Genomic DNA, 11,124 nt, shown 5'->3' with positions numbered 1-11,124 from the left:
TGTCCTCTCCCCGTAAAACTGTGATCCCTTTCATAAAGCTGGCCTCTATGTCTATACAACTATACATTCTATGACTTAACTCAATGAAAGCGCATTTTTTCGCCAGTGAACCGAGGGGATACAGATGATGAAACTTGGCAGCAAGATCCACGATCTGGGTAAAGCCCTGATGACGCCTATCTCGGTGATCGCCGCCGCCGGGATTTTTCTCGGGCTGGCCGCGGCGTTGCAGAACCCGTCGGTGACCGGTGAAACCTTCACCCAGATGAAAACATTGCAGCTGGTGATCGGGTTTATCCGGCAGGTATCGGGGGCGCTGTTTGCAAACCTGCCGCTGTTCTTTGCCGTCGCAACCGCGATGGGACTGGCCAATGCAGAGAAGGCCACGGCGGCCTTTTCCGCAGTGATCGGCTTTGTCGGGTTGCACGTGGGGGTTAATTACAGTCTGCTGGCGCAAAATATCACACCGGAAACTATCAGCATCGCGAAGCTGACCGCCAGAGGAATGACCGAAACCGATGCGATGATCTACGCCGCCGAATTCACCAACACGCTGGGGATTTTTACTTACAACATGAGCGTGCTGGGCGGGGTGCTGGTCGGCTTAATCACCATGTGGCTGCATAACCGCTTTTATACCATCGTGTTGCCGACGGCGATCGCCTTCTTCGGCGGACGACGTTTTGTGCCGATCGTCACTATTCTGGTGCTGCCGATCGTCGGTGTGCTGATGTCGCTTATCTGGCCGACGATAGCGCAAGGGATCCAGTGGGTGGGGGAGCTCATCGGGCGTACCGGCGAAGCCGGCACCTTTATCTATGCCACCTCTGAACGCTTGCTGATCCCGACCGGGCTTCATCACATCATCAACGAAACCGTGCGCTTTACGCCGATCGGCGGGGTGACCACGGTGGATAATCAAAGCATCGTCGGTGCGCTGAATATCTTCAACGCCGCGCTGGCAAATCCGGGGATGATTTCTGATGCCGTCACGCAGCAGGCGACGCGGTTCCTGGCGCAGGGCAAAATTCCGGTGATGATGTTCGGGTTACCGGCAGCAGCGCTGGCGATGTATCACTGCGCCCGCCCGGAACATAAAGGCCGGGTGAAAGCGCTGATGCTGGCAGGCGGACTGGCCTCGTTTACCACCGGCATCACCGAACCGCTGGAATTCTGTTTTATTTTCGTCTCGCCGGTGCTGTATGTCCTGCACGCGGTGCTGACCGGTCTGTCATTCGTGCTGATGCAAATGCTGCATGTGATGATTGGTAACGTACAGGGCGGGGCGATCGATTTTCTGATCTTCGGCGTGCTCGGCGGCAGCCGGACCCACTGGTGGTATCCGCTGATCCTCGGGATGATCTATGCGCCGGTTTATTACTTCAGCTTCCGTTGGGTCATCTTACGGATGCAGGTGAAAACGCCGGGGCGTGAAGATGAAAACAACGCCGAGGAACGGGCGAAACCGGCTCAGGGCACTGGTGAAAAAACCAAAAACATTATTATCGGGCTGGGCGGTGAAGGGAATATTACCGCGGTCGATTGCTGTTTCACCCGTTTGCGGGTGAAAGTGAAGGATATGTCGCAGGTACAGGATGGCACATTGATGAAAACCGGTGCGGCAGGGGTGAAGCGGATCACCGATACCGACATACATGTGATTTACGGGCCGCAGGTCGAACAGGTCGCGAATCTGGTGAAAGCCGAGCTGTCCGGCATCGCTTAAATTTTGACTTTGGCATGGACGCTGAAGCTGTAGTTTTTCTGGTTGTAGTACACGTCGGAGACTTCAAACAGTGAGCCGTCGGTGAAGGACACCACGGCGTGCGAGTGCAGGACGGGCTGATCCCGTGACAGGTTCAGCGCGAGGCGGATCTCGTTGGAGGGCAATTCGGCGGAAATATGCTTGGTGCTGCCCGAAGGCTGAAAACCTTTCGAGCGGATATAGGCATATTTCGACGAGGTCATGGCGGCACGGGTGATGTCCGGGAAGCGGTCGCACAGCATCCAGCACTGTTCATACACGAAGGGTTCGTCCCCCAGCAGGCGCAGACGGATCATGAAATACACGTCGGTGCCTGAAGGCACATTCAGCTCGCGGGCCACCTCTTCGCTTGCGGGAATGCGACGAAATTCCAGCACCTGATTTTCAATCTGTTGGTTATTTTCCTGCGCCACTTCGCTGGCGGTGAGATGCCGGTCGAGAGGCAGAATGATTTTCTGCTGTTGTGGCGGCTCGACCACAAAGGTGCCGCGCCCGCGAAAACGCGCCACTCTTCCCTGACGCACCAGATAATCCACCGCTTTACGCGCCGTCATTCGCGACACGCCGTAGATCTCACACAGCGCGGCTTCGGTCGGGATCGGGTCACCAGGTTTGATATCGCCTGCGCTGATTTTTTCGGTCAGTTGCTGCTCAATTTGCAAATAAAGCGGCGTGAACGAATTCTTATCAATTTTCATCAAACCCCCGGACACGTAAGAAAAGTTGGTAATAATAATTGTATAGCGGGGTATACATTTGAACAAACCGCGTTGCTGGTTTTGTGCGCTAAACGGGGTTATGAAAGCAAAAAAAGGTTGCTGTTATCAGCAACCTTTATGCGTTCAGATACCTTGAGACGTCAGGCGTGACGGATCAATTATTCAGGTAACAGGGCGCTGGACGTGAATCCGCACGGACCGTTTTCCTGTTTTTTAAACCGCCAGCAGTGCTGATGATATTTCGCGACCGTATTGCGGTGCGCGACGCTGACCACCGAGGTTTCCGGCAGTTCGCTCAGCAGCAAGGCGTAGACCTGATGTTCGGTTTCTTCATCCATCGCGCTGGTGGCTTCATCAAGGAACAGCGTATCCGGTTTGATCAGCAGGGCGCGGGCAAACGAAAGACGCTGTTGCTCACCCGGCGACAGGCGCTGGCTCCAGTTAGCATAATCATCAAGATGATCGACCGTGGCCAGATGCGGCAGGCGGCACTGCGTGAGGACCTGTTGCAGACGTTCATCCGAATATTCGCGGCTGGCATCCGGATAACTCAGCGCATCCCTCAGCGTCCCAATCGGAATGTAGCTGCGCTGCGGCAGGAACAGATAACGCTTGCCCTGCGCCAGCGCAATATTGCCGGAACCGTAAGGCCAGATACCGGCGATGGCGCGAAGCAGTGTCGATTTACCGCAGCCGGACGGCCCGGCAATCAGCACGCGTTCACCGGGTTGCATTGCGGCAGAAACGTTGCAGAACAGCGGATTGCCATCCGGCAGATTCAGCGTCAGATTGTCGAGTTGCAGCGCATGTTGCGTGCTTTCACCGACCTTGATCCCGCGCGGCTGGGCATTCACCTGATCAATCGCTGCGTTGAAACCGGCAAGACGGTTCACCGTGGCTTTCCAGCTCGCCAAATTGTCAAAGGCGTTGATGAACCAGGATAAGGCGTCCTGAACCTGGCCGAACGCGGAGGCAATCTGCATCAGCGCACCCATCTGGATCGCACCGGAGAAATAGCGTGGCGAAGCCACCAGAATCGGGAAGATGTTGGCAAACTGGGCATAGAAATTGGAGGCAATGTTCAGGCGACGGGTTACGCGCATGATCGACCACCAGTTGGTTTTGATCGAATCAAATTTGCCGGTGAGCTGATCGTGTTCATTTTTTTCGCCGTGATACAGCGCGATAGCGTCACTGTTTTCGCGAATACGGATCAGCCCGAAACGGAAGTTTGCCTCAAACCATTCCTGATTAAAGCCTAAACGCACCAAAGGTTTACCCACATACCAGATGAGGGCGGAACCGACGGCTGCATACAAAATCGCAAACCACACCATGTAGCCAGGAATGGTGAATTCATGCGAGGCGATGGCAAAGTGGAGCGGGCCACTGATGGACCACAGAATAAAGACGAAAGAGAACAGCGTCACAACGCTCGACAACAACCCGAGGACCAGAGAAAGGGTGCCGCTGGTCAGGGCATTCAGATCATCTGAAATACGCTGATCGGGGTTATCCACCTGATGCTGGTACTCCGTGTAATAATAGGCGTGATTGGCCAGCCACTTATCCATATACTCTTCGGTCATCCAGCGCCGCCAGTTCATTTGCAGGCCTTGCGTCAGATAGATCCGGTAGACCGCAATGACGATACTGAGTAACGCAAGCCAGGTGAATTTAAACAGCTGGGCTTTGAAAACCGGATAGTTTCTGTTTTGCAGGGCGTCATAAAACACGCGGTTCCATTCATTGAACTGAACGCTGATGTAAACGCCTGCAAGTGAAAGAATGATGATAGTGGTTAACATGCCCCAGGCACGCCACTTTTCTTCTGAGCGCCAGTACGGCTTAATCAACTGCCAGACGGCGCCCCATTGCGCCGATTTCCCAGGTTTTTTAGTCATAATTGCCATGTGTGTTCGATATGTTGTGAAGCCTAATCATCCCAGAATGAGTGCCTTAGCGCGATAGGGCAATAAAGCACTTGTAAGGATGTTTTTCCAGCACGAAGCTCTGTAGACCACAAAAGTAGAAGGATGTTTGATGAAAGTCGCAGTGAATTTTCTGCTGGTGGCAGGATGTTTTACCAGCGTTCAGGCGCTTGCTCAGATTGATGAACCGGACATTAATGCTGATTGCGTGAAGGCGGGGATTTACGCCTCTGCCGGGAAAGTCGCGTATCAGCAGGGTGAATTCGCGAAAGCGCGGGACATTTTTCGCAATCAGGTCGCCTGGAGCGAGTTCTGCCAGAAGCCGCAGGATCAGATTGCGACGGCGTATAACAATATTGCGCTGACCTATATCCGGCAGGGGAATTATCGCAAAGCCAAAGCCTGGCTGATGCTGGCGCCCGCTGACAAAAAATCACAGTACAACCTCAGTCAGATTCAGCCCAAACTGGATGCGCTGCCGCAACCTGAAAGCGCGGCGGGCGAATACTGGCAATATGCCGGTTATGGCAGCTGGAATCTGGTGGACGTAAAAGCGGAAGAAGCACAGTTCAGAATCGATTTCTCCGGTCAGTACATGGGGCAGATGTCGTTGTATTACGGCCCGAATATCGGTGAATTCTCCGTGGTCACTGCCATTAAGGATAATCACGCGGTTTATCATGAAACCGACGATGCGGCCGCCGGCGACGGCAATTGCGATGTCGATATGGCGTTCGGGCAAGAAAACGTCAAACTGCATACCACCGGGGATTGCGGTTTCGGCCACAACGTCCGGGCCGAAGGAGAGTTTGTGCGGGTGACGCCGTAGATCTGAGAAGGTGTACGGGCAGATCTGAGGCGCTTTTTAAACGCCTCCCCTTTGCAGGGGAGGAGCAAATCGCCTCTTTGCTATGCCTGAGGGTCCACCACACAGGGACCGAAGCGGTTATCTTCAGGATCGCTTTTGAAGAACAGAGGATATTAATTATTCAATGTTTATATATATTAAGGCCACTGCATTTCACCTTTCAATACTTTCGCACTCAGCTGTAATGACGAGTCATCTTTCAGCTGTGGGTAATGTTTTTTCATCGCAGCGATAAGCGCGGCAGAATCTTTGGCTTTAGGTAATTCCTTTTCCAGCGTCAGCAGGTAATCGCGGGTAAATTTCACGGCTTCCACGGTGTGCGCTGCGCCTGGCAGGAAATGCCCCGGCACGACGATTTGCGGCTTCAGGGCGGCGATTTCATCGAGCGCTTCAACCCACTGCTTACGGGATTTCGCCGTCTGTGTATCTGCCGTCCAGATGTGCATGTTGTCACCATTCACCAGTACGCCGCCAACCACTGCTTTCAGCGAAGGGATCCAGACAAACGTCCGTTCTTTGTCCACGCCCTGAACTTCAAATTTATGGCCTTCCAGTTCAAACGTAGTGCCTTTCAGCGGCTCGGGAACCACGACAGATTTTGGCGCGTTTTCTTTAAGCTGCGGCCCCCAGAAAGCGACTTTGCCGTCTTTGCTGGCGTTGATCTGGTCGATGGTCGCCTGCGTGGCGATGATTTTGGCCTGCGGGAACGCCGCATGGATCACGTCCAGCCCGAAGTAGAAATCCGGATCGGACTGGCTGATATACACGGTGGTCAGTGTTTTGCCGGTGGCTTTGATCATCTCTACCAGCTTCTCTGCGTCATTGCGCTGGAACTGGGCGTCGATCAACACCGCGTCTTTTTCGCCGGTGATGATTTCAGAGGACACCGGGAAAATACTTTTTTCACCAGGGTTGTACACGTCCATTTTCAGCGCGCTGGCGGCGTGAGCGGAAAGGGAGCTGCCGAGAAGGGCGGCAATCAGCGTCAGATGTTTCAGTTGCATGGGTTTTCCTCAGAGACGTAAATAATCACATTCAGTAAGTATCTACTGTACGTTGCATAATCCGCGGGAAAAACCGGATAATGTGCAACTGTTTGTTGCATAAACCGGACGAATCATGGACAGAATTACCGCTGCACAAGTGTTTGTTGCCATCGTGGAACGCGGGAGCATGGTCAGTGCTGCCGAATCGCTGAATATGTCGCGGGCGATGGTGACCCGCTATCTTTCGGAAATGGAGAAGTGGTCGGGGGCGCGCCTGCTGCACCGTTCAACCCGAAAACTCAGCCTGACCGATGCAGGGGAAAACACGCTGGCGCGCTGCCGGAAGATGCTGTCAGTCGCGGCGGAAATGGGCAGCGTGGCCGATACCGGCAATGAAGCGCTGCGCGGTTTGCTACGCCTGAGTTGTTCGCAGTCTTTCGGACAAGGGGCGGTCGTGATTGCGGTCAGCGAATTCTTACGCCGGCATCCGCAGGTAAGCATCGATCTTCAGCTGGAAAGCCGGGCGATCAATCTGGTCGAAGATCGTATCGATCTGGCGCTGCGTATCACCAACGATCTCGATCCCAATCTGATCGCCCGGCCACTGGCGCTCTGTCCGTCGGTGGTGTGCGCGTCTCCGGCGTATCTGGCCGCGCAGGGCGCACCGCAGCATCCGCAGGATCTGGCGGTTCACAATTGCCTGACGTACACCTGGTTTGGCAAAAGTCTGTGGCAGTTTGAGCATCAGGGGGAAAAAATCTCGGTGCCGGTCAGCGGCAATCTGAGCGCCAATGAATCGCTGGTGCTGCTGACCGGCGCGGTGGAAGGGGCGGGCATCGTGATGCAGCCTTATTACTCGGCGGCACCGCTTATCGCCGCGGGCCAGCTGGTGTTACTGCTACCGGAATGGCAGCCGCAGGAAATGGGGATTTATGCCATTTACACCTCACGCAGGCAAATGCCCTCCGCATTGCGTGCGCTACTGGATTTTCTGGTGGAGTGGTTTAAAGGCCATCCGCGCTGGCTGTCGCTGTCCGATGAAAAACACGGAGCCAGCCGGGGAAGATAAAGACTGGAATCGGTTCCTTTTTCGCAGCCAGCGCATTATCTGCAATGTATTGTTATGTAAAGATTAATCAGGGTTTCGGCCATTTTTCAGGCAGTAAGGGCACAGACTGCGTCTGGTCATAAGTGTGATCAACGTGGTATTTAAGCCAGTCCGGTGTCATACCGGCGCCTTTACTCATCACTAAAAAATTTCCGGAGTTTTTATGCCTGTCGCACTCCTGGCACTGGCGCTCAGCGCGTTTGCCATCGGTACCACTGAATTCGTCATTATGGGGCTGCTCCCCAATGTGGCGGGTGATCTGCATGTCAGTATTCCTTCTGCCGGTTGGCTGATCAGTGGATATGCGCTGGGCGTTGCCATAGGCGCGCCAATCATGGCCGTGCTGACGGCAAAACTGCCGCGTAAGAACACCCTGCTGCTGCTGATGAGCATCTTTATTATTGGCAACGTGATGTGCGCGCTGTCCTACAGCTACGGTTTCCTGATGCTGGCGCGTGTGATCACGGCGCTGTGTCATGGCGCATTCTTCGGGATTGGTGCCGTGGTGGCAGCCAGTCTGGTCGCGCCTAACCGCCGTGCTTCGGCCGTTGCGCTGATGTTCACCGGCCTGACACTGGCTAACGTGCTGGGCGTTCCGCTCGGTACCGCCCTCGGACAAGTGTTCGGCTGGCGCTCAACGTTCTGGGTCGTCGCGGTGATTGGTGTGGCGTCACTGTTCGCGCTGTATAAAAATCTGCCGGATAAGAAAGAAGAAGAACCGACCGATCTGCGTAAGGAAATCCGTGCGCTGGGCAGCCTGGGGTTATGGCTGTCGCTGTCGATCACCATTTTCTTTGCGGCGGCAATGTTCGCGCTGTTTACCTATATCGCACCGATCCTCACCGAAATTACCGGTGTCTCTGAGCACGGCGTCAGCTGGACGCTGCTGCTGATCGGCCTCGGTCTGACCATCGGTAACGTCGTGGGCGGGCGCCTGGCGGACTGGCGTCTGGGTGTTTCGCTGACCACCACTTTTCTGCTGATCGCGGTGTTCTCCGTGCTGTTCAGCTTCACCAGCGTTCATCTGGTGGCGGCGGAAATCACGCTGTTTATCTGGGCGATGGTGAACTTTGCTGCGGTGCCCGCGTTGCAGGTTAACGTGGTGACGTACGGCAAAAACGCGCCGAATCTGGTTTCCACGCTGAATATTGCGGCGTTTAACGTCGGGAACGCGCTGGGGGCGTGGGTTGGCGGTGCGGTCATTGAACGCGGAATGGGGCTGAGCACCGTGCCTCTTGCGGCGGGCGGACTGGGCGCAATCGGCTTCGTGCTGTGCGTGATCACTTTCCGTCGTGCGGCGAAGAAAGCGGTGAAAGCAGCGGCGTAATTCAGCAAATGAATATCAGCCAATGACGAGTGGAAAGGCCACGCACAATGACGCCTGCGTGGCCTTTTTTATTTCTGCTTTGACCGGTCAGTGGCTTATCAGAAACGGACTTCGCCGCCCACCAGATAAGTTCTGCCGCGCGCCGTATTCACCGCCGTGCCCGGATCGTTCTGGCCATACATCGAATTCAGTTTATTCAGTGCTTCTGAATAATCCTTATCCATCAGGTTCTGCACGGAGAATTTCAGCATCAGATTACGGTTAAATTCGTACGTGCTGTAAAGGTCGATAATGGTCGGAATGTTGGGCATCTCTTCATTTTCCAGCGCACCGGTCGTCTCATTGAAATTCTGATCCGGCGAGGTACGGCGGGTTTTGCCAGTGTATTTCACCAGTGTTCCGACGGTCAGGCTTTCATCAAGGAAGCGCACGCCGGTATCGACGGTGAAAAACATCTCCGGCAATTCATTGATGTTGCCGACGCCAAACGAACCGGTAGCAATCGACGTGGGCTGATTGGTGTGTTCCTTGCTGAAAGAGAGCCGGGTGAAGGCCCAACCGGTATCGTATTCCGCCTCAATTTCCACGCCGTGCGTGCGCACCGGAGACAGGGAATTGACGTAAATGTACATGTTGTCGGAATAGTCTTCGCTCTGATCTTCCCAGTCGTTTTGCAGATTCTCGCCGATGCTGCATTTACGCCCGTTGCGGCACACCATAAAGGAATCACTGTAGATGTAATTCTTGATTTTGCTGGTGTAATACAGGGCTTTCAGGCGGAAGGAATCCTCTTCAAACAACAGGTTACCCGCCGTGGAGTTAAAACCGATCTGATACGTTTCCGCACGTTCGCCTTTGAGGAACGGGTTCATCGAGGCGCCGCCGGAGTTAGAGAAAAACACTTCCTGCACGTTCGGGCCGCGCATGGATTTGCTGTAACTGACGAAGGGTTCGAACCACGGACGGATTTCCGCCGAGAGCATCACCGACGGGTTAAAGCCGTCTTCGGTCAGGCTGATATTCTGACCGCCCTGCGGGAAGCAGGTGACGCGCGGGTCGCACGCCGGTTTGTAACCGCTGAGATCGTAATAGCTGTAGTTGAGATCAACGTTACCTTTCCAGATGCCTTTTTTCAGCTCCAGCCCGGTGTACAGGCTGTAAACGTCCTGCTTGCCGGAAGGCTGGAACGTATTGTTCTCAATCGACTGCTGGCCTGCGTCGGGATTATCTTCAGACCAGGCATTGCTGTTGATATTTTTATCGTACTTATTGCGCATGATTTTACTGCCGTAACTCCAGGCGGTATCGACTCCGGCAAACGCAAAGCGCGAGGTATTATTGATATCGACAGCATCTGACTGATTGCTGGCATCCGTATTATAAAACGTATACAAGGTGTTGTTATCGTATTTCTGATTTCCGCGGCTGGTGCTGAGCATTAAATTAAAATCAATCAGCTCGGAGAACGGCGCGTAATGATATTTCACATAGAAGTCATCGCTGGTGATATCACGCTGGGTAAATTTATTCCCGTAATGTCTGCCGGATAATTCGACACTGTTAAATTCATCGGGCTTAATATCCACTTTAACTAACTGGGATTTCGGATTCTGGCGATAACTTTTTTCGTAGCCGAAATCGCTGCTGCTCTGGCCGTCGCCATTTTTAAACTGGGCGTCGATGGAGCTGCCGCTGATGGCCGTCATAATCCCGAAACTGCCGGTGTCGGTGAACGCATCGGTTTTACCGGCGACGGCGACCATGCCACTTTCGCCAATGCCGTTATTGCCCGCCGAGAAACGGGTGCGGATGCCAAACGGATTGCCGGAAAAAATCACATCGTCCACGCCGAGAGTGCGCAGATTAGCGCTGCCCGCCAGGGCGTTGACGCCCGCCGAACCGACGCTGGTGCCGCGCGAGACATCAATGCCCACCAGGAAGTTCGGGTCGATTAACGCGCCCGATGCGCTGCTGGTGGAGCCATGCGAAATACCGCCCGGCACCGAAGAACCGTAGAAGTTTTGCGTCACGCCGTCGATCATGGTGTTGACGCGACCAAAGCCGGACATGCCACGAATATTGACGTCTACCGTGCCCTGGCTGGGGTCAATTTGCGTGAACGTGCCCGGCATACTGCGTAATACGGAATCGGTGGATTGCAGATTGGTATTTTCCCCGCGTGAGCTGAATGCGCCGGGTTTCGCCATCGCTTCATGTTCACTGCTGAGTTTATCCGCCGAGACTTTCAGCGGACTGAAAGTGACCGATTCTTTATTACTTTCTGTTTCTGTGGTGTCAGCAAATGCCAGCGGTGCAGCCAGCACTAAACCGGCACTGAGCATGCCGGTTAAAATGTTATTTTTCATATTCCCTCAGAAGGCTTTATTTTCTAATTTTTATTGCTCAGCGTTGCTTTCTAA

Annotated in this window: 8 protein-coding genes; 4 read left to right on the top strand and 4 right to left on the bottom strand. The window is 54.2% G+C overall.

From position 1 onward, the window contains the following. The first annotated feature begins 124 nt into the window (after nucleotides 1–124). Complete coding sequence (locus ACQZQY_RS21940; protein ID WP_431296407.1) at nucleotides 125–1,726, top strand: PTS transporter subunit EIIC; 1,602 nt, start codon at nucleotides 125–127, stop codon at nucleotides 1,724–1,726. Here ACQZQY_RS21940 and ACQZQY_RS21935 read toward each other — a convergent pair. Together ACQZQY_RS21935 and ACQZQY_RS21930 are read right to left on the bottom strand one after the other, a co-directional pair. Beyond that, nucleotides 1,723–2,463: a GntR family transcriptional regulator gene (locus ACQZQY_RS21935; RefSeq protein WP_056781868.1), complete on the bottom strand. Its 741-nt coding sequence runs from the start codon at nucleotides 2,461–2,463 to the stop codon at nucleotides 1,723–1,725. The two genes, ACQZQY_RS21940 and ACQZQY_RS21935, sit on opposite strands and share 4 nt — an antisense overlap. A gap of 179 nt (nucleotides 2,464–2,642) precedes the next feature. Further along, the gene (locus ACQZQY_RS21930; protein ID WP_056781866.1) at nucleotides 2,643–4,397 is read right to left on the bottom strand and encodes an ABC transporter ATP-binding protein/permease; all 1,755 of its coding nucleotides are present in this window, start codon (nucleotides 4,395–4,397) and stop codon (nucleotides 2,643–2,645) included. Between the two features lie 130 nt (nucleotides 4,398–4,527). Between ACQZQY_RS21930 and ACQZQY_RS21925 the strand changes: the two genes are divergently transcribed. Next, entirely contained in the window at nucleotides 4,528–5,244 is a 717-nt protein-coding gene (locus ACQZQY_RS21925; protein WP_056781864.1) for a tetratricopeptide repeat protein, read from the top strand. Nucleotides 5,245–5,420: 176 nt separating this feature from the next. On the opposite strand, the gene ACQZQY_RS21920 is transcribed toward ACQZQY_RS21925, so the two are convergent. After that, complete coding sequence (locus ACQZQY_RS21920; protein WP_421671585.1) at nucleotides 5,421–6,287, bottom strand: MBL fold metallo-hydrolase; 867 nt, start codon at nucleotides 6,285–6,287, stop codon at nucleotides 5,421–5,423. Nucleotides 6,288–6,402: 115 nt separating this feature from the next. Between ACQZQY_RS21920 and ACQZQY_RS21915 the strand changes: the two genes are divergently transcribed. Continuing rightward, entirely contained in the window at nucleotides 6,403–7,338 is a 936-nt protein-coding gene (locus tag ACQZQY_RS21915; protein WP_431296406.1) for a LysR family transcriptional regulator, read from the top strand. A gap of 202 nt (nucleotides 7,339–7,540) precedes the next feature. Further along, the gene (locus ACQZQY_RS21910) at nucleotides 7,541–8,704 is read left to right on the top strand and encodes an MFS transporter (RefSeq protein ID WP_056781849.1); all 1,164 of its coding nucleotides are present in this window, start codon (nucleotides 7,541–7,543) and stop codon (nucleotides 8,702–8,704) included. A gap of 98 nt (nucleotides 8,705–8,802) precedes the next feature. Here the strand turns inward: ACQZQY_RS21910 and ACQZQY_RS21905 are convergent, their stop codons facing one another. Further along, nucleotides 8,803–11,070, bottom strand: a complete 2,268-nt coding sequence (locus tag ACQZQY_RS21905) for a TonB-dependent receptor domain-containing protein (RefSeq protein ID WP_431296405.1) — start codon at nucleotides 11,068–11,070, stop codon at nucleotides 8,803–8,805. Nucleotides 11,071–11,124 lie beyond the last annotated feature (54 nt).

The sequence above is a fragment of the Rahnella sp. PAMC25559 genome (assembly GCF_050632365.1).
Classification (GTDB): domain Bacteria; phylum Pseudomonadota; class Gammaproteobacteria; order Enterobacterales; family Enterobacteriaceae; genus Rahnella; species Rahnella rivi.
This window is presented reverse-complemented; position numbering and strand designations above follow the sequence as displayed.

Excerpts from the sequence above, each read along its gene's own strand:
- ACQZQY_RS21940 (WP_431296407.1), top strand. The coding sequence starts at position 125 with ATGATGAAACTTGGCAGCAAGATCCACGATCTGGGTAAAGCCCTGATG.
- ACQZQY_RS21935 (WP_056781868.1), bottom strand. The coding sequence starts at position 2,463 with ATGAAAATTGATAAGAATTCGTTCACGCCGCTTTATTTGCAAATTGAG.
- ACQZQY_RS21930 (WP_056781866.1), bottom strand. The coding sequence starts at position 4,397 with ATGGCAATTATGACTAAAAAACCTGGGAAATCGGCGCAATGGGGCGCC.
- ACQZQY_RS21925 (WP_056781864.1), top strand. The coding sequence starts at position 4,528 with ATGAAAGTCGCAGTGAATTTTCTGCTGGTGGCAGGATGTTTTACCAGC.
- ACQZQY_RS21920 (WP_421671585.1), bottom strand. The coding sequence starts at position 6,287 with ATGCAACTGAAACATCTGACGCTGATTGCCGCCCTTCTCGGCAGCTCC.
- ACQZQY_RS21915 (WP_431296406.1), top strand. The coding sequence starts at position 6,403 with ATGGACAGAATTACCGCTGCACAAGTGTTTGTTGCCATCGTGGAACGC.
- ACQZQY_RS21910 (WP_056781849.1), top strand. The coding sequence starts at position 7,541 with ATGCCTGTCGCACTCCTGGCACTGGCGCTCAGCGCGTTTGCCATCGGT.
- ACQZQY_RS21905 (WP_431296405.1), bottom strand. The coding sequence starts at position 11,070 with ATGAAAAATAACATTTTAACCGGCATGCTCAGTGCCGGTTTAGTGCTG.